This is a genomic window from Butyricimonas sp. (assembly GCF_019423355.1).
Lineage (GTDB): Bacteria > Bacteroidota > Bacteroidia > Bacteroidales > Marinifilaceae > Butyricimonas > Butyricimonas faecihominis.
Window position 1 is genome coordinate 300991 of the sequence record NZ_JAHZBP010000006.1, and the last position, 20267, is coordinate 321257.

Sequence of the window (20267 nt, forward strand, 5' to 3'; positions counted from 1 at the left end):
TATCACAAGTTAATCGTTAAACCTATCGTCACCCGTCGGGCAAGCGGGTAATTACCCAAATTATCAACCCCCGTCACCACGTCCACGCTTTCAGGGTCAGCCCCTTTATAATTAGTGATAGTGAACAAGTTCTCGGCTGAAACAAACACCCTTGCCCCGAAATGAAGTTTCTTTCTTACCGCCTCTGGCAAAGAATACCCCAACGTGATCGTTTTCAACTTGATAAAACTCACATTCTGCACGTTCGCGTAAATATTCGTGCTAAAATTATATAATCCTGCCTCTAGCCTGTTCTTCGGGTAATCAGTACGATCTCCCGGTTTCTGCCAAAAAGTAACCTTTCCCAAATCCTCGAACACGGGTTTCGTGATATCCTCCACGATCATTCCTGCCACGGTCCCCACCGAGGCACCCCGTCCGGCATTCAGAATATGACGTCCCAACACGTAATTAAACAACATATTCAAGTCAAATCCCATCCATTCCAAAGATGTCGTGATTCCCCCACTAGCCAATGGCAAGGGAGCCCCCACGTACTCACGATCCTCTTCCGTCGAATTTGCCTCTATCCGGCCATTCCCGTCCGCATCCACGATAACCCGGTCTCCCGGCCTGTAAAACTGTGTTTTAAGCGTTCCCAATGGGGTGTATTTCCCGTCAATATAATAACAAGGCACTTCATCCATCGAATTATAATATCCCGCTGTCCTGAAAGCGTAAATCCCGTTCAGCGGTTTCCCGATCACGTTCATGTTATTCAAACCCGCGTTAGACGAAAAATCTTTCCCATCCTGACTCTTTTTCAACCTGTTCCAGTTCCGGGCAATATTAAAGGTCATATCCCATTTCACCTCCCGTTCTCGCATAATATCCCATTTCACCATGACTTCCACGCCTTCATTCAAAATCCCGTAAGCATTCTGCCATTGAGCCGAGTACCCGTTATGCGTGCCCGGTAAACGTACAGGATAAAGCAATTTATCGGTATAACGGCGATAATAATCCACCACCACACCAAGACGATAATTCAACAAGTCCATATCCATCCCAACATCCCACTGGCGGGTTTCTTCCCATGTCAGTTCCCGGTTTATCAACCCGAAACCTAGTTCCGGCTCCACTGTCGGATTACCCAGAAATGGCTTGCTCGCCCCAAGCACCCCGTACGCCACGTACGGTTGGTCAAACTGCCTGCCCGATTTCCCGAAACTCACCCGTATCTTCCCGTAATCCAGTACCCTTTTAGCCCATGCCATGAACGACTCTTCCGAGAAAGCATAACCAATCGCATACGATGGGAAAGTTCCCCAGCGAACTTTTTCCCCGAATTTTGAACTGGCATCCCTTCGCAAAGTTATCGACACGAGATATTTCTGCAAGTAATTGTAATTCACCCGACCGAACACACCGACCATCGTACTCTTCTCCTTGTCGGAAGTAAAATCCTTCAGGGAACGGTTATCTTTCGTGTCGTACACGTTCCCTTCCCAACTCACGTAGTGAATCAAGTTAGAAGGAGCCCCTCGTCCCCAGCCGGAATTCAGATACATCTCGTCCGTTTGGAACGAGAGTCCGACTAGCACGTCCACGGTATGCGCCTCGGCAAAGGTGTGCTTATAGGTCAACAAATTCTCGTTCAACAACATCAAGTTACGAGAGATTTGACCACTTGAGTAAGTTTCCTTGTATTCATCGACTTCCGAGGGCATGAACAATTGCTGGTTTTGCTGGGAATAATCCGCGGACAACGACGATTTGAAAGTCAAGCCTTTCACGAACTCGTAACTCACGTCGAAAGCCACCCGCAAACGATACGATTCATTCTTCTCTTTAATTGTTTCAAAGCGTTTGACCAGCTCGTCGAAAGCGGCATTTCCCGGTCCCGGCAGCACGGTTGACGTGTTCAGCAACTCCTCCGGCACCTGTTCCAGTTCCGTTCCCGACGTGAACCCGTACCTGTTTATCTCCCGTGATGATCTTTTACGTTCCGCACGGGCAAGATAAAAACGCATATTAGTTTCTAATTTGGGAAATGGCATCATGCAGAAATTTCCCAAAATTTTCACCCTCCAGAATCCCGTGTTTCTCAACACGCCCGATTCGTCATAATACCCGATTCCCACGTTATACGTGATTCCGGCATTTCCCCCACTCAACTGCAAACTGGCATCCGTCACCCTTGCCGTGCGAAAATAATAATCAAACAAGTTCGTTGAATTATTATAGAATTTATTCAAGCTGTCTTGATAAGGAGCAACATTCGCCCCGTCACCCATATTCCAGAAGTAATCATACTGTAAGCGATTCAAGTAAGAATCCTTGTACCCCGCCACGTACTCGTACGTGTTCGTTTCCCCGTTATAGGCCGCTTGCTGATAATCACGCAAAGCCTCCAGGCGGTGCAGGCGTTCCCGGTGTCCTCCAGTGATGTCAGGTAACGCTGGGTCAAAAATGAAAGTCCTCGATACATTCACGCTCACCTTGGCTCGCTGGTTCAAGCGTCCCTTTTTCGTCGTCACGAGAATCACCCCGTTGGCCGCCCGTGAACCGTAGATAGCGGCAGAGGCAGCGTCTTTCAACACTTGCACGCTTTCAATATCATTCGGGTCAATCTCTGCCAGCGTGTTCGTTCCCGTCACGGGAGAGGTGAACGATAACATGGGCACCCCGTCTATCACCCACAAGGGTTCCGATCCCCGTCGAGATGATTCTATCGACAAGCTGTTAAACCCTCGTATAATCACGGAAATTCCTCCGCCGCCGGGAGCCCCTGTCGTGTTCAGCACGTTCATGCCTGCCACCCGTCCTTGTAACAAGTTAGCCAGCGAGGGAGAGGGAATATCCTCAAGGTCCTCCCCCTTTACCGTAGACATGGCCCCCACGACCTCCCGCTTGTTCTGCGTGCCGTAGGCAACCACGGTCACCTCATCCAGAGCCGCAACTTTTTCTTTCAACGTCACGAGTAAAGGGGCCGTTTCCCCGTTGTATCTCACCCGTGCCGTTTCGTAACCGATAAACGAGAAAACAAGCACGCCTTCCCTCTCCGGCAACAAGAGAACGAACGTCCCGTCCTGTCCCGTCACGCTCCCCACCGTGGTACTATCCAATCGGATCGTTACCCCGGGCAAAGGTTCACCTTTCCGATCGACCACTTTTCCTTTTACCCGGTAACCTCCGTCCCGGGGTGCGTTTCCCTCTCCCGCACTCACCAGTAAAGGATAACCAGCAAGCAAGATCATGACGAAACGGATAATCACGATCACGGTTAATTTTCTCGATTGTAACTTTCGTTTAAAAGCTTTCCTGTCAGAAGTTTTTTTCATAACTTTGATCATTAGTTAATTTATATAATTGATTAATACAAGGGGGTGATATTCAAAGGTTCCTAGTCAGCGAATATCCCCCTGTTTTATTTTTTCTCCTGTCCCTTTCGTTGAAAAATTTCCTCTCTTGTTATTTCTTTCCCTATATCCTTTTGATAATAAATACTAGCAATGCGCTCCAATTCATCTAATTGCCCGGCACTGTACAATAAATAATCAGTAATCATACTTTTCGATTTCATAATTTGCTGTACAAAACGAATGTAGTTGTACAAGCGTGCGCTCATGTGGTGTTTCTTTTTCTTTGCCCCTTCTTTTTCAACGAAATAGAATCCGAACACTTCACAAACGTCTAAACAATGCGTGTTCAAATTACATTGATAAAGATGAAACAATAGGTCGTGTACACTTTTGTGTAGCTTGTACAACATGCGTAGCCTGTTATACTCTTGTTGTTCTAGCTCTTCTGATAGATTGAGAAATAGAGTTCCAGTTAGGAAGAATCTTTGCAGATCTTCATCGGGAATAAATTCTTGGGGTTCTTTCATTTTGTTTGTTTCTAGTTAGTCCTATTAAATTGTGTTTTAGTTTTCCACTTTTTCATCTTCATTTAAAGAATATTTACTAGACTATAGGCTAGTTTAGTTAACATTAAAAATCTCTTACTTGCAATAATTTAAAACACAAATTTCATGTTAACAAAAATTGAACAATACGTCATTGACAGAGTACGAGATAGGAGAAATCAACTTGGTTTAACACAAGATGATCTTGCAATCAAGTCCGGTTATTCTTCCGGGTTCATTGCCACAGTCGAGGCAGGTAAAAAAGAGAAAAAATATAATCTTAATAACTTACTTGCCTTTGCTAAAGCCATGAAATGCTCTCCAAGAGTCTTTTTGCCAGAAGATATTTCTAATTTTTAAAAGAGTCTTTTTGCCAGAAGATATTTCTAATTTTTAATAAACTAATATGGCGGCTCATCCATAATTATAAGTATTAATTTTGCCCAATCCCCCAAACAAAAATTATACAATAAAAAGCGAGGATTGTAAATTCTATCTTACTTGAGGCATCGCCAAACGCCTTGAAACAAATAGACAACAACCCACGCTAACCTGCGTGAATCTCATGTCTAATCTTGTTTCTCTAAAATTGGCGATTTTTCAAGTAAAGATTAGAATAAACTCACAATATTTTTAAGATAGGCTCTCCTACCTATTTAGTATCATATCTGCAAATATATAAATACTTTTTTGTTTTTCAATACATTTTCTGATTTTAAAACTAATAAAAAAACAAACTTAGATTTATATAATTCTTTTCTTTATCTAGTACGTCACAGTAATCTGTGCTGACTTTTAAGATATAGCTTAACTTGCTCTTCCAAAAGTTTAAGAAATAACTCTCTCCGTTTCTTTTCAACTTCTTTCTCTTCATTCGTAGTAAAGTCACTTTCCTCTATTTCCTTTTCCTGCTTCGCTTTTGCGAAATCAAAACCTTCACGTATAGCTTCTTCTGTAATATATTGTTGCTTTCCTAATAATTCATTTATAGCAAAAACAGACAATCGAAATCCACCATCGGCATTCATTGCCATTTTAACCCTACATTCCCTTATTTTGTCATAATTTATCATTGTAAACTCTTCATTCTGACAATTAAAAGATTAGTTTCGGTAATTTATTCACAATCTCTACGGTTTCCATACTTAAGTAAATCACACTTAGCAAAAGATCTAGTATATAGCGAGGATTATTATGCTTTACAGCCCAACAGTTAGGATCATTAGTAATGCTGCTATCCTTATGAGTAGTGATGGCATAACGTTCCATAATCCACTCGATAGCACTTTTACCATTTACTACATAATCATAAGCCTCTACTGGAATATTTTCGATAGTAAAATTACTATTATCCACAAAACAAATCGTAGCAATTTTACTATTAAAAAACCCGCCATTCTCGTGGCGGGTTTCCTCTAAAGTTGTAAAAGTTTCAGAGATGCCCTATAACAAGAGCTGTACGTTTAATGTTATTACTTAAATCAAGTAACGCATCTAATAATATCTTCTTTTCATTCTCGGTAAATTGTACTTCTTTATTTCTAATCTTCAACCCATTTATACGCTGACACAACCATGATCGACTCTTTCCAAAATAGTGTCGAGCAACATAAGACCACGAAATTGATTCATATATCCCTTCCAGATAAACACGTAACGTTTCATCGTATAATTTCTCCGCACGTTCACAAGATTCCTTCGCACCATTCACAAACGCTTGAGCGAGAATTTTACGATCTTCCGGGCTTTTGGAAGCTACAAATCGTTCCATCTTCTCACCAAATTCCCGCTCTTCTTCCTCGGAATGAAGAGTCAAGAATTCCGCTTTCATTTGTTCCAATTCCTCGTTTAATTCTTTGTAACTTGCCATATCTAAAATATTTAAAATTGTAAAGTTTCTTTGGGAAGCCCTCTTTCGAGAGCTTCCTGTCAACCTTTCAACCGCAGTAGTTCGATCAAACGATCTAAATGAAAGTCAATCATTCTCTCCAGTTCCTCTTCCGACATATCTTTTTTCAAAATATGCCAGTAAAGGACATAGAACCTAAGACTATTTTTCTCATGTTCTATCCGAGCCTTTAGCTCTTCATAGGAAAACATTTCAAAGAAACTTTTACACTACAAATATAGATAAACATTTGTTTATTACAAAATATTCGTTGAATCATTTTTTATGAATTCGTTATTTTCTCAACCATTGTCAATAGTGCCACACGCCTCGACAGCGTGAGATTATCAATCAACCCCAATTCTTTTAAGGTAGCAAGTAGATACGGCATATTATCCCGGATGTCCTTCCGTGATACCCCGTTGCAGAGGTTAAAAAGCATAGCGGCCAACCCAGCAAGTATCACGGCATTGGCAGAAGCAAATATATAGCAAAGGTCTTAGTATGGCACACGTAGAAATACAACATCGAATTGCAAGCAATCCGGTTCTCCGGTACTTGAAATGCCACGGGCATTGTAGGTAAAGATTCCCCCAGCTCAACAAAATAATTATAGCGATCCGCCCATTCCGGCAGTAATAAAAAAAGTCTCTTTCAACGCATCAATTTTCTCTTTCATATTACAGTCTGTTTACGAACAAATGAAGCCGCCCAACCGCCATGACCGAAAAACAATGACGGCTCCAATGGCATTACTTGTACTGGTGACGTGACAAACTCCAACACCCCACAATTTTTACTCTCTTCCCGCATATCCGTCAGGATCAACTGCATTAATTCGAGTCACCGTTGCATTTTCATCGCCTCATTCAACATATCGTTGTTTGCCTCGTTCAACTCATATATTGATCATATTACAAATATAGGTAATTAATTACCTATAAATATCTGAACATAAAAATAACGGTAACTCCGAAGAATCACCGCTAAATATTCTATTTCCGATATTAAAATTTAATTGCATTTTGTTCATCATGCCCCTAGCTTTATTCTCACAAACATAGCTATTATGCACAATTTTACCGCATACCATTCAACAAACTTTGCACCCCCATCTCCAAATCCAGCAATCCCTTTTTAGCCTCCAAGCCTCCCCCGTAACCAACCAATTTATGGTTACCCCCAATCACCCGATGACAAGGAACAAAAATCGAAATAGGATTCGCACCATTAGCCGCAGCCACGGCACGAACAGCTTTCGGGTTTCTCAACTTTTTAGCCAACTCACCATAAGACACCGTTTTGCCGTATGGTATATTCAGCAACTCCTGCCACACCGAATTCTGGAACTCCGTTCCCGTAAAGACGAGCGGAATATCAAACGTTTTCCTCTGACGAGCAAAATATTCGTCAAGCTGGATGATTGTTTCCCGGATCACGTCAGAAACACCCTCTTCGTAATCGCCCCCTAGCGCTTTCTGAATTCGTTTATCAATAGATGCCCTGCGTTTTTCAAACATCCAGTCACACAAACAAAGTTTACCCTCGAAAGAGCCAAGAATCAGCTCTCCACAGGGAGATTCATAATGTTGAATTTGTATCATTTCTTCTACTTTTTATTTTCGTACTTTCTTTCAACCACAACCTTTTCTATACAATCAAACCAAATGACGAGTTATAAAAGTAGAACATTATCCCGACATTCCCAAACGACATCCCAAATTTTACTGATTCGTTTCCAACATCCGGATCAGACAATCCCGTTGTATTGAAAAGTTTGTATCTTCCTGCTGAACATATTTAAGCAAACGAATCCCATCCTGACGTAGTTTCGACTTCAATAAAATATCATCCTCCACTTCCTCAGAAAATCTCAACAGGTACACGGATGCGAGTTCAAGCTTACCAATCCTGTCTTCCTCGTTGGCATACCGGTCAATCAGTTCCTGCACATCCATCGTCGCCAGCTCCTTCACGGGAAATCCCAACATTTGCTGCGTCAACAAGTCATACTCGTCCCGATCCTGCTGACGAATCTTCTTCTTGTTCAATATAGCCCTAGCGATTGCAGAAATAATTTCTTGAATCATGCGCACGAGATAATCCTGTTTTACCATAATACCATCCTCCAATATATTTACAAGCAAAAATAAAAAATAATATCCATGCGAAGGAATAAAATTCACTAAATCATTTGGTTTACAAAACGAACCATTTTCCAAGAACTACTCTCCCCACCTCACGACCTCGCCAATCACAGGAATCAACACGTGTAACGAGTCGTTCTTTGCCATGTTCATCTCGTTCCGTAACGGCTCATCCCAACGATGATGGGCCAGCGCATACTTGGAATGATGCACGGTCATCACCTTCTTCGCTTTCAGGTCCAAGGCTGCCCGGGTCAAGTAATCAGGCATCAAGTGGATATACTTCCATCCCTCGTTATACTGTCCGTTTTCAAGAATGGCCAAATCTATACCCGGAAAACAATCCCCGATCCGGGCAAAATGCGTGTCGTAACCGCCATCTCCTGCCAAATATATCTTCCGGGAAGGAGTTTCAAGCAAGAACGAGGCCCACAGCGTTTTATTGGCGGAAAGTCCCCGCCCCGAAAAATGCCGGGCTGACAGACAATGCATGACAAAACCGGAATCCAAACGAACCTCTTCCTCCCAATCCAACTCGATAATGCGCTCCTTGTCAACCCCCCAGTACTCGAAATGCTCGCCGACACCCAAACCGCAAATCACCTTCCCGATCCGGTCTTTCAACGCCCGCACGGTATGATAATCCAGATGATCCCAATGATCATGGGAAATAACAAGATAATCAATATCCGGCATATCCTCCGGGTGATAAACGTCCGTTCCCTTGAATGGCTTGTTAATAAAAGACACCGGGGAAGCCATGCAGAACACCGGGTCCACGAGTACCCGTTTTCCATCCACTTGAAGCAGATAAGATGAATGTCCGAACCACACCAGCACGTCCTCTTCCGGGTTGATCTGCCGTAAATCCGTTTTCACCACGGTCAACGCCGTGTCCGGTTGCAGTCCAGTCTTATCCTTAAAAACGAAATCCAGTAATCCCCGTAAACGCCCCTTATCCGAGGTCATTAAAGGAGTTTCATGTATATTGCGAAAAGCCCCGTCCCGGTAATTCGGCGAACGTTCAATCCTTGCCAGCCGTTCTCCCCGGGGGATTCTCCCGAAACTTGGCTGATTCACGAAAACAATCCCGACAATGGCCATAACCACCACGATCGACAGAATAATCCATAGTACCATACGCTTTCTTGAACTTTTTATTAATCTCATAAATACAACTCAAAATTAAATCTATCGCAAAAATAAGCAAATACTCCCAACCCGTATGTACACGAATTACTGGTATTCATACCTAAATTACGGTTTACGCTTCCCCGTGATTCCCGAACTTTCCCTAAACATCCTCCCTAATTCCCGCAATCACGAAATGACATTCCGGAAGTAAACAGAGAACACCCATTGTTATCGAAGATATACCCCTTTCACTCCCGCCATTCCCCCACCTCGAGATGACGGGGTAACGCTATTGGTCGAGAGTAGAAACGGGCTTGTGATAGTAATACCCCGAAAAAAGGATAGCACACCCCATTCATTACCATCTGTAAACAAAACGAATCAAGGCTTGTATATCTTGGATCTCGTCCGTCCCTCCCCTTCCAGGTATTCCACTTTAAAAATGTTCACGCAAAAGACAAATATCGACAGGAGCAAAGGTCCGAAGATCACCCCCATGAAACCAAACAGGGAAAGTCCGATGACCACCCCGAAAATCGTAATCAACGGGTGAGTGTCCGCCATCTTCTTCTGCAACATGAACCGAACCAGGTTATCGACATTCGAGATCACGACCAGAGCATAGGCTGCCAAGCCGATCGCCATTCCCCAATGTCCAGTCATCCCCATGTACAACGCCAGCGGGACCCAGATCAACGCCGTCCCGACAATCGGGATAATCGTGGCAAAACAGGACAAGAATCCCCACAACACGGGACTCGGAGCCCCGAATATAAAATATCCCAGCATGGCAACGGCCCCTTGAATCACGGCAAGCAGGGGAATTCCGATCGCGTTCGACTTCACGATCATGTTGAACTCGTGTAATATATTCTTTTTATTCCGTTTATTAAACGGCAGGATCTCGCTCACATACTCCTCCATATCCCGCCCGCCAATCAGCATGAAATAAAGCACGAAAAGCAACACCACCACGTTAATGGCAAAACTACTGATACTCCCCATCAGCAACTGACCGACTTTCGGCAAGGCAGCCAATATCGTATCTATATTCCCTTTGCTCAAAAGATCATACCCTACTTTTTCCCGGATCAGCTCAGCCACATGTTCCACCGGGGCAATCAAACTGTGCGGGTCAAGGTTTATGGCCTGTAACTTGTTCACGAATACCCACACGACAATCGACAGGGGGATAAGAAAACAAAGAATCGTCTCGCATAACAGAAGAATAGCCATGATACTACGTTTCATCCGTTTCTTTTCCGTCAAATACAACATCTGGTTACGCAGAAGGATATAAATCGTCATGGCACCCAGAATCCCGCTGAAAAACGGCAGAATTTGAAAAAATATAAGAATCCCCAGCAACAGAATAATTGCCACGAGGGAATATCTCCAGTATTGTTCTTTAAGACTCATTTTATCACAATTTAAGTTCACGATATGCCCCCAGCCAGATGTCCGAATGATCATCCGCCCGGTTATCGTGTTAACGAAAACGACGAAAAAATGTTTAATTTTATATCCCCCTTTTACAATAACTGACAAACTCTTTCCCCCTCATACCCGACAAGACAGCACGACAGGCTAACTCAAGGCCCTCCGCATCTTCTCCCGATCCAGAATGATAATTTCCCGGCGATTCACGGAAATCATCCCCTCGTCAGCCAGCTCGTACAACACCTTAGCCAATGCCGGACGGGTCACCCCGAAATATTCGGCCAATTCCTGCTGTGACTTTCCCAACAACACCTTTTTCTTATCGGGGGAGGCCAGTTCCAGAATATAATGAATCAATTTTCCCCGGATCGTCTTGAATGACAGAAACTGCAAACGCCCGGTAAGGAAAGTTGTCCGGTTCGCGTTCACGGACAGAAAATTACGCAGGAAACTTTCATAACGCCCCATCTGACGGAACACGGATTCTTTCGTGGCAATAAACACGTCGGCCTTCTCCGAAACGGTAGCCGTCACCGGGAAATGATTGTCCTCGGCAAAAAGGAACGCTGGGGCAAGCGCTCTCGGCGCCCGGATCGCCTCAATTCGTAACATGGCTCCCGAATCATCCGTCATTTCCGCCTCGACTTCCCCCTCCAGCAAGATATAAAGGAACCGGCACACGTCTCCCTGCCGGAAAACCACTTCCCCTTTCATATAGCTCTTCACGCTATAATCAAATCCTTCTATAAACTGCTCCCTCTCCCGTTCGGGAATTCCCGTGCATAAAGGGCAATCGAAAAGTCGTGCTATATCCATGCTCTTGTTATCTTTTAAATGATACACAAATGTATCACTTTCTTCTTTAACACCTTATCTTACTTTTAACCTTTTTCATTCACTCTCGTATAAATTATTGAAAATTAAATTCACGTTTGTAATTTATATTACAACTATTGTTTTATCGCACCCGTACATTCGCGACAAACAATTAAAGAAATTATTTATCAAACACACTAGACCATGGAAAAAATGTTTTGTTATCAATGCCAAGAAACAGCAAAAGGAACCGGATGCACGGTCCGCGGCGTATGCGGAAAGACACCGGATGTCGCTAACTTACAGGACTTACTACTATTTATCTTAAAGGGGATCGCCCACTACCGGGTACAACTCCGAGCCCTCGATGCCGTTGACCACTCGGCAGATCGCTTTATTCTCGATGGCTTGTTCATGACCATCACAAACGCGAACTTCGACAAACAACGTTTCGTGGAAAAAATCAAAGAGGCTATCAAATTACGGGAACAACTGAAACAGACCTTCCTCGACAAAGGCGGGAAACCCGAAAAGATCACGTTCGAGGGAGCCTTCTGGACAGCCAACACATTGGAAGAAATGGAATCGAAAGCCGGATTCGTGGGAGTTCTCTCCACCGAAAACGAGGACATCCGTTCTTTAAGAGAGATGCTCACCTACGGGATGAAGGGAATGGCTGCTTACACGGAACACGCCTATAATCTCGGACACGAGAACCCGTCCATCTACGAATTCATTGACCGGGGACTAGTAGCCACCACGCTCCCTCTGTCTGCCGACCAACTCGTGCAGATGGTTCTTGAATGTGGTAAAAATGGCGTTGATGCCATGGCCTTGCTTGATAAAGCCAACACGGACACTTACGGTAACCCGGAAATCACGAAAGTGGACATCGGCGTGCGGAAAAATCCCGGTATCCTAATCAGCGGTCACGACCTGCGAGACCTGTACGAACTTCTGGAACAGACGGAAGGCACGGGTGTGGACGTCTACACCCACAGCGAGATGCTCCCCGCACACTACTACCCGGCATTCAAGAAATACAAACACTTCGCAGGAAACTACGGTAACTCGTGGTGGAGACAAGTGTATGAATTCCAACATTTCAACGGCCCGATGCTATTTACCACGAACTGTATCGTTCCCCCGCATCCGGATGCAAATTACAAGGACCGGGTGTACACGACCGGATCGGCAGGTTTCCCCGGATTCAAGCATATCGAGCGCAAGCCCGGCCAACCGAAAGATTTCAGTGAAATCATCGAACACGCTAAAAGATGCCCGGCACCGAAGGCCATCGAAACCGGAAGTATCATTGGAGGATTCGCCCACAACCAAGTGTTCGCACTGGCAGACAAAGTCGTGGAAGCCGTGAAGTCTGGGGCTATCCGTAAATTCTTCGTTATGGCAGGATGCGACGGCCGGATGAAAGGCCGGGAATATTACACCGAATTCGCCCAGAAACTCCCGAAAGACACGGTGATCCTTACCGCGGGATGTGCCAAGTACCGTTACAACAAACTACCCCTTGGGGATATTAACGGTATTCCAAGAGTACTGGATGCCGGACAATGTAACGATAGCTACTCGCTGGCGGTTATTGCCTTGAAACTGAAGGAAATCTTCGGGGTAAAAGACATTAATGAATTACCTATCGTTTACAACATCGCTTGGTACGAACAGAAAGCTGTCATCGTGTTGTTAGCCCTGCTCTATCTTGGAGTGAAGAACATCCACCTCGGACCGACCTTACCCGGATTCCTTTCTCCAAACGTGGCGAAAGTACTCGTGGAAAAATTCGGTATCGCCGGGATCACGACTGCGGATGATGATTTGAAATTCTTTTTGGAAAATTAATCCACACGACCTGATTTAAAGAAGTATCAAAAGTTTATAAGGTTTATAAAGTTCATAAGGTAACGGAAGTCTTTCGGACCGGGTTCATCGGTAGCAAAGCTACCGTAGAGAAAATGCCCGCTAGGCTCAACGGACTTTATGAACTTTCAGAACCAAAGGTTCAACTTTACAAACTTTATAAACTAGAGGGTGTGCCAAAAGGCTTTTGACACGCCCTCAAAATTATCTGCATAAAAATCAACCAGACTGACCATTGTCGAACAATCTTTTCGCTGATGAGCCGATAACTCATCCACACGGGACGCACAATAACAAGCCACCTCCCAGAAACGGGGGGATCGCTTATTCTCGTTCTCCCGACAACACGAGAGGGCTCGCTCGTAAGCATCAAGAGCCTCCTCATCCCGGCAAACCTCCCGGCAAAAATCCCCCATACGGATCAATTCCCGGATCTTTTCCTGCATCCGTTCGCTATCAAGAACTGCCGTCCTGTAAGCCTTGATTGCCGCATCAATACCTAAAGTATTCAAATGAACCTGTCCCCTACTCGCTGCCGCCACTCGCTTTTTTTCTTTTATTCTTCCCATGCACCAATTACTTTGATTAGACACTCTCACACCCATAAAAAAAGAGACACAAACCAACATCCCTCACGGATGTATATGGATTCATGTCTCATTTTCTAGTACAAAGATAGGAAGAATTTTCGAAATATCCTAATATGTCATGGTCATATCAGTTGGAACACAGATATAAAAATCCGCGCGTCCTTCATTTTCTTCCCCTAATTTTTTTATATCATCCTGCCGCACAGAGCATACGGTTGCAATCTTCAAACCGGGACGATATTTATTCAGATAGGTGATGATGCCTTTCTTAAAATCCGAATGATAGTTCCCATTCAGATGTACAAATTTAGACTTCAAATTCTGGGCAATAAACCATCCCATCGTGGCATCTTTCAATGCTTGAGCTTTAGCTACATTCTCCGGATCGGTATGTTTTCCCGAAGTCATCATCATCAAACCAAACATTCCGGCGGCGGCTTCATCCGGCTCGTAATCAATCGGCAGGGGAGCGATATATTTTTTAGCCTCTCCCGATAATTTCTCCAAAGCCTCAAATCCCCCGTTTTTCACCATATTAGCATATCGCCGGGGTACATTCGTCGCAACCACCCGTAACCCGTGTTCACGTCCTAACCCGACAACAGGTGCATAATCTGTCAGATAATTGGGCCACAACCGGGCCTCCTCTTCAAAACGATCGGAAGAGATCAACCGTCCAATATATTCATCTACAATCAACTGGTTATCCGCCTCCAGCATTTCCAACCCGATTGTCAATTTGTCTTTATGGGCAGCGTGCAAGTCCTTCACCATCTCGTATTCCAACCAGTGGGCTATGGCACAATTATGAACCTCACCGATAAACACGACATCCTGCGCCCTCAACACTTTCATCATCTCTTTATATTCGATTTCCTTTCCCTTCGCATCAAACAAACGGTAAGCTTTCTTTTCCTGTCCTTTACCATAGTTGGTTAAACCCAACAACATTACCAGTAAAATAGTCAAACAACTCCTCATACTATATCATTTATTCCGTTACTACTTGAAAATACTTTATTTCGATTCCTTGCCCTGCATTAACAAGACACCACATCTCTCCATATTCAGATACTTCCGACAGGCATCTTTCAGATCTGCCGGGGTGATCGAATACAGAATCTCCTCGTAACGAGCCAAATCGTCCAACGTCTCTCCATCCCGCAAAGCACCCATCAAATACTTCTTCCACTCCGCGGTAGCGTAATCATTTACCACCTCACGCCGAGTCACGACAAAAGAGCGTTGCAATGCAGCCAATTCGTTTTCTTCCACTTCATTCTCCTGTACATCCCGGATAATCTCCTTCAACAGCTGATCCACCTTCTCCATGTTTTTAGTATCCACCGAGGCATTAATATCAAAATAATATCCAGCCTGCGGTAATCCTTTGTAATATAAAAGCATGTATGGAGAATACAGCAAAGACTCCTGTTCCCGTAACACGCTCAGCAAGCGATTGCGAACAACATCCCTCACCAATTTCAACATCAAAGAATTGCGTAATCCTGCCTCGTAGTTCCCATAATAGAGATAATCAAAAATTGTCTGCCCCTCATTCTCATTCGGGAATATCTCCCGGAAACCTCCTTCCGGGTAATCAAACTCCGGCAATACCCAGTCGTTAACTTTTTCTTGCGCGGGAAACATACCGAGAACCGCGACCAAATCACGTTCCACCTCGTTCATATCAAAATTCCCGCAAACGACACACACCAATCCATCGGGATTTGTATACAACTGCCTGTAAAAGGCAGCAATGTCGTCCAGATTCATTGCCTCTATTTCCTCCCGGCTCTCGGCCATTTTCCCGGTTGACAAGGAGTTACCCATCAACTGATCTATTCGTGCTGCCATCTGCCTGTCCGGCGCACTTTTCAACATCCTCGACAACACCGTTTCCTGTCCCACATTTGCCAACATATCTTGTTTGGCATCTTCAAAATCTTCATACCGCTTTTCCGGATAAAAACACTTTTCATACACCAAATGGCATAATTCAGTGACCTTGTCTGCCGGAGCCATGGCAATCCACCCATGCCAGTAAGGTTCGAACGTTACGGAAAAAGCCATTTCCTCCTGTGCCAACATTTCACAATACGAGTCATAATCCATCTTCTCGATTCCCCCCATCTCCATGTAACCTGCCACGCCTTCCAACAAGGGGTAATTCTCGGGAGTCAGTACCGAGGCTCCTCCCCTAGCAAAAGCGGTTAACGTGATTTGTCGATCCTCATCTTTCGTCCGTTTTAAAATAATCCGTGCGCCATTCGTCAGACAAATTTCTTTCACGTCCAGCCCATCAATCATGCGTTCCGAAACAATCAACTGCCGGGAAGGTGTAAATTTACGTACTAAAAATTCAGGGACAGCCACTTTCTCCTGTTCTTCCTCTTCCTCCACCACATACTCGTACACACCACGAGAGACTTTTTCTCCCTCCTCCCAAGAGCCCTGAATTTCTTTTTCCGTCAACTTTTCTCCTTTTAACGGGTTATAATGATAGGCTGCACGTACATGGGATAAACGCCCGAACCACTTACCCGCCAAGGCCTGCAATTCCCTACTTTCAATTCCGCGTATTTGAGTGGCAAGCCAACCATTATGTAAGGTATCCGTCACGTAACGCTCGCCCGAAATTGCCAAGTCGGCAAAATCCTCACACCATTGTTCGGAACTCTTGACTGCATAGATTTTCCCTAATTGTTTTATGGCATTTTCTTTTAACCTTGCCAATTCCGGCTCACAAAATCCCTGTTCGCGAATTTGTTTCAAAGTACTCACGACCTCCACGATTTTCCCCTTAATCTCGGTTCCATGTTCCCCGTCAATGGAAAACACCAGATGATCTTTGTCACTCAGATACCAGTTGTCGGACAACGAAACCCGTAAATCTTGTGCCTTAAAGCGAGCATTGACAGCCGACACGAACAACTGTTCTTTTATCTTTTGCAAACGGTCACCGTAAGTTGATTGCACGGTGGTAACTTTCGGTAATATTAACTCTAATGTCGAACGAGTAATCAACGAATCCTGCATTTCCTGATAAGCCACCTTCTCTTTGTACTCCAAAGGATATTCCTTGTATCCGGTTGTTTTTACTGCGGGAATTCCTTCAAACAATTCTTTGATCTTTCCTTCCATCTCCCCGACATTCAAATCTCCAACCACGACAATCGTGGCCAACTCCGGCACATACCATTTCCGATAAAAGTTTTCCAGTTTCTCCGCAGTCATACTCTTTATCTCCTCTGGGGTCCCCAAAGGCATCCGTTCGTTATAACGGGTTTCCCCGACTTTCACATCATAGAAAGGATCACCCACATCATACCCGCGGGCCTCTTCCAATATCACTCCTTTTTCCCTTTCAACCTGTTCCGGACGTATTTGAATGCCCGTCAACCAATCTTTCAATATCAACAATCCCCGATCCAGATCTTCCGGTCGGTCTGTCGGAATGGAAAACATATAAATTGTCCGGTCAAATCCGGTAAAGGCATTAATCCCAAATCCATACTTCACTCCCAACGACTCAAGAAATTCAACGATTCCCTTATTCGGGAAATGTTCCGTCCCGTTGAAAGCCATGTGTTCAAGGAAGTGTGCCACACCGCCTTCCTTCTCGGTCTGCAAGATCGAGCCAGCACGCAGGATCAAACGGAATTCAACCTTATGCCCCGGCATATCATTTTGTTTAATAACGTAATGCAATCCATTGGGCAACTGTTTGTACACAGTACCTTCTGGCAACGCAATCAATTCATTTGCTGGAACACGTTTCTGTCCTTCCGCTATCGAAAAAAACATTCCTAGCAAACATACTGTAAACAAGCATCTCAACATATTCATAAAGCTATTCAGATAAAGTGTATTCTACTCTAATAATGCTATATCCTCCGGCACTATAATGATCAAAATTAAACTGGAACGTCAGTTTATTACCCGTCAATACTCCCTGAGGTTCGATCCAATTACCATCTTCCCAGTAATCTTCATCTATTCCCGAATAGAACAGATATTGGGTAGGATCGAGAGTGGCTCCATACTCCACATATTCTTGTGCAAGTTCATTATCTCCTGCATCCAGAATCTCCTTCAAACGATTCCATGCAGAATAGTCATAAGCAAAAGGAACGACGGTTACCAATTCTGTTTCATCCCATATATCAGGTCTCCCCCCCAGAAACTCCACGTTTGATACACCGTTTTGTGGAAGATCAACACGAATATTATCCAACGTCATCTCAAAAGTTTCTAAACTTGTTTTAGAAAGCCCGATTAATTCCATCATTGCCATATAAGGATTTACCTCCCCCTCTTCAACATCGTAATACCAATACATATCATTTTCAACCGTCTCCTTACGCAACATATCATACATAAATTCGGTCAAGCCCATCGGATTATTCGTCATTTTAAGTATCGGTTGTTCAGCCGTCGCATCTTCACTCAACGTAATCACGGTCTTTCCGGTATACACCTTCTTCATCCCGTTAATTAAAGATTCCAAGCCATCCGTAGGTGGTACCTCCACGCTCACCTTTACCGGGATCACCCCTATCCACTTACTCAAATCCAACCCTTTCGCCTTGTACCCTTCCAGCAAAGCCTGTTGTTCCTCGGTTAAATCCTCGGTCTCCATATAAGGTTTCACGACAACACGCAACACCTCCTCCACTTTCCCCATATCCGCTTCCGGCAATGGATATTTTACTCCTATTTCCAAATGCACTTTATCCTCCACAACTCCCTTTTCATTTGAAATAATCTCAAAATCTACACTCTTTTCTCCCGCCGGAATGGTCACAACGGCAGGATTCACGGTCACCAAGTCTTCCACCCCTTCTGTCAGGTATTTCACGTCAATTTCCAGAGACACGTCTTTATCATAGGCACGTATCAACATTAACGTCGCCTTCAAAGGTTCATTGTCCATCGCCAATATTACCGGATCTCCCTCTGTTCTGATATATATCGAATTCTTCCCCATATATTCTCTCTCGTCCGATTCCGAACAACCGGAAAAAGCGGCGATTAACAATAAAAGCATGATTTGCAATTTCCCCATGGTACTCATAACTAAACTTTTATAATTTATACCTATTACTTTACACAGCCAATACCGGCCATCCTTCATTCTGTTTGACTAACGTGTTATACCGATACTCACTTGCCGGAATCGGTAAGGTCCAACGATAGTCGTCCGGCTTAATCGTAGTCGACACTTGTTTACCGTACACGCTGTAGCGTTTGGCCGGAATAGCACATCGTTTCATATCAAAAAAACGGACTCCTTCACCCACAAATTCTTTTTTACGTTCCTCCAGAATTTTATTTATTAACTCATTACCCGACAATCCCGTATTCCATGCGGTAGCTCCCCGTTGTTCCATCATCCGGTTCATCAAATTCACGGCATCACCACTTCGGTCCGAACGAGCTAAAGCCTCCGCACGCATCAGCCACATTCCGGCAGCCCGTGCCATGTTCACGTATTTACTTGCAATCTCATCCCGGTTCATTTTATTATATTTTCCCAGTAAACGAACTTCACGAGCATCCGGCATCACAAACTCCACTTCCGACCATTCTTTCCGAATGTCCCCATCCTCAAATAGTACCTCATCCGTCAGTACCAAGTAATCCCCTTTGTCGAAGGTTTCAAAACGAATTCCCTCATAAATCTGGGACAATTGATATTTTGCGAAAATTCGGGCCTCAGAGCCATTGCCACTCCAAAGCGCCCCATACGCTCCGGAGCCTAACACTGTTGCCGGATACTCGGACTCCAAATTTTCCGTCTGTTCCAATACAGCGGAATAATTACCCACATACAACTCTAATTCGACTTGTAAATAAGCAATACTCTTATCGGATAGCCAATGTACATTCTTCATTGCATTTTTCTCATTTCTAGCCTCTTTAAGTAATTTTCGGATTTCCTCCACGCAAGCTTTCATGGATGAACGAGGCAAAAAGTCAAGCTCCACCCGGTCTTTCAAAATAATCCCGTCCTTCAACTCATTTCCCTCATAACGAGGAGCAAACAGGCGTAACAAATCAAAATAACACCATGCTTTCAACCCCTTGGCCTCACAAATAATCCTCTCCTTTTCCTCCGCTTCGGCATCATTCAACGTGATCACCCCATTCATCCGGGCCAACAAAGCGTTCACCTCTGCCACCACCATGTAATATTCGGTCCATAATGTTCCCGCCAAATCTGTCATTTCAACCTCCCGCCAGTCATACAGATTTTTCAACGTGGCATCCCGGTCTAAATGTTGGGTGGGACAAAAATCATCCGATAGAACCGAGTACTCGAACAAGTGTTGAGGCAATCCCTCGTAGGCAGATGCCAGCAACGAACGAGCCGACAAAACATCCGTTATTGCATCCGGATCGGAAAACTGATCTTCCAACGGTATATTAAGTGAGCAACCTCCCATCAGGAAGCCAACCACACAAATTATTATCCTCCAATTCAT

21 protein-coding genes are annotated in these 20267 nt (G+C 44.2%); 2 read left to right on the forward strand and 19 right to left on the reverse strand.

The genetic code is table 11. From position 1 onward, the window contains the following. Positions 1–2: 2 nt before the first annotated feature. Both QVC79_RS10600 and QVC79_RS10605 read right to left on the reverse strand, forming a co-directional pair. On the reverse strand, positions 3–3323 hold the full coding sequence (locus QVC79_RS10600) for a SusC/RagA family TonB-linked outer membrane protein (RefSeq protein WP_270592869.1): 3321 nt from the start codon (positions 3321–3323) through the stop codon (positions 3–5). Between the two features lie 86 nt (positions 3324–3409). Next, entirely contained in the window at positions 3410–3871 is a 462-nt protein-coding gene (locus QVC79_RS10605) for a hypothetical protein (protein ID WP_270592867.1), read from the reverse strand. A gap of 144 nt (positions 3872–4015) precedes the next feature. Between QVC79_RS10605 and QVC79_RS10610 the strand changes: the two genes are divergently transcribed. Further along, complete coding sequence (locus QVC79_RS10610; protein WP_270592865.1) at positions 4016–4249, forward strand: helix-turn-helix domain-containing protein; 234 nt, start codon at positions 4016–4018, stop codon at positions 4247–4249. A gap of 413 nt (positions 4250–4662) precedes the next feature. On the opposite strand, the gene QVC79_RS10615 is transcribed toward QVC79_RS10610, so the two are convergent. The 12 genes from QVC79_RS10615 to QVC79_RS10660 form a co-directional block, all read right to left on the reverse strand. Then, positions 4663–4923: a hypothetical protein gene (locus tag QVC79_RS10615; RefSeq protein ID WP_287642478.1), complete on the reverse strand. Its 261-nt coding sequence runs from the start codon at positions 4921–4923 to the stop codon at positions 4663–4665. 61 nt (positions 4924–4984) lie between these two features. After that, a complete protein-coding gene (locus tag QVC79_RS10620) occupies positions 4985–5245 on the reverse strand; it encodes a type ISP restriction/modification enzyme (RefSeq protein WP_416336069.1) in 261 nt (86 codons plus the stop codon). A gap of 76 nt (positions 5246–5321) precedes the next feature. Continuing rightward, the gene (locus QVC79_RS10625; RefSeq protein WP_027200946.1) at positions 5322–5759 is read right to left on the reverse strand and encodes a DUF5053 domain-containing protein; all 438 of its coding nucleotides are present in this window, start codon (positions 5757–5759) and stop codon (positions 5322–5324) included. A 59-nt stretch (positions 5760–5818) separates the two neighbouring features. Next, positions 5819–5989, reverse strand: a complete 171-nt coding sequence (locus tag QVC79_RS10630) for a diguanylate cyclase (protein WP_117722722.1) — start codon at positions 5987–5989, stop codon at positions 5819–5821. Positions 5990–6060: 71 nt separating this feature from the next. Then, positions 6061–6264 (reverse strand): SufE family protein, encoded by a 204-nt coding sequence (locus tag QVC79_RS17770; RefSeq protein WP_353796035.1) that lies wholly within the window; start codon positions 6262–6264, stop codon positions 6061–6063. Further along, positions 6240–6413, reverse strand: a complete 174-nt coding sequence (locus QVC79_RS17775) for a SufE family protein (RefSeq protein WP_353844576.1) — start codon at positions 6411–6413, stop codon at positions 6240–6242. Before QVC79_RS17775 ends, QVC79_RS17770 begins: the two co-directional genes overlap by 25 nt. Before the next feature lie 39 nt (positions 6414–6452). Continuing rightward, positions 6453–6611 carry a hypothetical protein gene (locus tag QVC79_RS10635; protein WP_287642479.1) on the reverse strand — a complete coding sequence of 53 codons (159 nt, stop codon included), beginning with the start codon at positions 6609–6611 and terminating at the stop codon, positions 6453–6455. Between the two features lie 245 nt (positions 6612–6856). Then, a complete protein-coding gene (locus QVC79_RS10640; RefSeq protein WP_270592858.1) occupies positions 6857–7381 on the reverse strand; it encodes a methylated-DNA--[protein]-cysteine S-methyltransferase in 525 nt (174 codons plus the stop codon). Positions 7382–7501: 120 nt separating this feature from the next. After that, the gene (locus QVC79_RS10645; protein ID WP_270593388.1) at positions 7502–7894 is read right to left on the reverse strand and encodes a hypothetical protein; all 393 of its coding nucleotides are present in this window, start codon (positions 7892–7894) and stop codon (positions 7502–7504) included. A 108-nt stretch (positions 7895–8002) separates the two neighbouring features. Next, positions 8003–9064 carry an MBL fold metallo-hydrolase gene (locus QVC79_RS10650; protein WP_270592856.1) on the reverse strand — a complete coding sequence of 354 codons (1062 nt, stop codon included), beginning with the start codon at positions 9062–9064 and terminating at the stop codon, positions 8003–8005. A gap of 375 nt (positions 9065–9439) precedes the next feature. After that, a complete protein-coding gene (locus tag QVC79_RS10655; protein WP_270592854.1) occupies positions 9440–10477 on the reverse strand; it encodes an AI-2E family transporter in 1038 nt (345 codons plus the stop codon). Between the two features lie 168 nt (positions 10478–10645). After that, positions 10646–11314, reverse strand: a complete 669-nt coding sequence (locus QVC79_RS10660) for a Crp/Fnr family transcriptional regulator (protein WP_270592853.1) — start codon at positions 11312–11314, stop codon at positions 10646–10648. A gap of 213 nt (positions 11315–11527) precedes the next feature. On the opposite strand from QVC79_RS10660, the gene hcp reads away from it, so the two are divergent. Beyond that, complete coding sequence (gene hcp / locus QVC79_RS10665) at positions 11528–13171, forward strand: hydroxylamine reductase (RefSeq protein ID WP_270593386.1); 1644 nt, start codon at positions 11528–11530, stop codon at positions 13169–13171. A 182-nt stretch (positions 13172–13353) separates the two neighbouring features. Here hcp and QVC79_RS10670 read toward each other — a convergent pair whose 3' ends face one another. The 5 genes from QVC79_RS10670 to QVC79_RS10690 form a co-directional block, all read right to left on the reverse strand. After that, the gene (locus QVC79_RS10670) at positions 13354–13758 is read right to left on the reverse strand and encodes a hypothetical protein (protein ID WP_124316994.1); all 405 of its coding nucleotides are present in this window, start codon (positions 13756–13758) and stop codon (positions 13354–13356) included. A 129-nt stretch (positions 13759–13887) separates the two neighbouring features. Beyond that, a complete protein-coding gene (locus tag QVC79_RS10675) occupies positions 13888–14760 on the reverse strand; it encodes a ChaN family lipoprotein (protein WP_270592851.1) in 873 nt (290 codons plus the stop codon). Positions 14761–14796: 36 nt separating this feature from the next. Next, positions 14797–17628 (reverse strand): M16 family metallopeptidase, encoded by a 2832-nt coding sequence (locus QVC79_RS10680; protein WP_270592850.1) that lies wholly within the window; start codon positions 17626–17628, stop codon positions 14797–14799. A gap of 4 nt (positions 17629–17632) precedes the next feature. Next, positions 17633–18856, reverse strand: coding sequence for a DUF4929 family protein (locus tag QVC79_RS10685; RefSeq protein ID WP_270592849.1), 1224 nt, complete (start codon positions 18854–18856; stop codon positions 17633–17635). A 31-nt stretch (positions 18857–18887) separates the two neighbouring features. Next, positions 18888–20267, reverse strand: coding sequence for a RagB/SusD family nutrient uptake outer membrane protein (locus QVC79_RS10690; RefSeq protein WP_270592848.1), 1380 nt, complete (start codon positions 20265–20267; stop codon positions 18888–18890).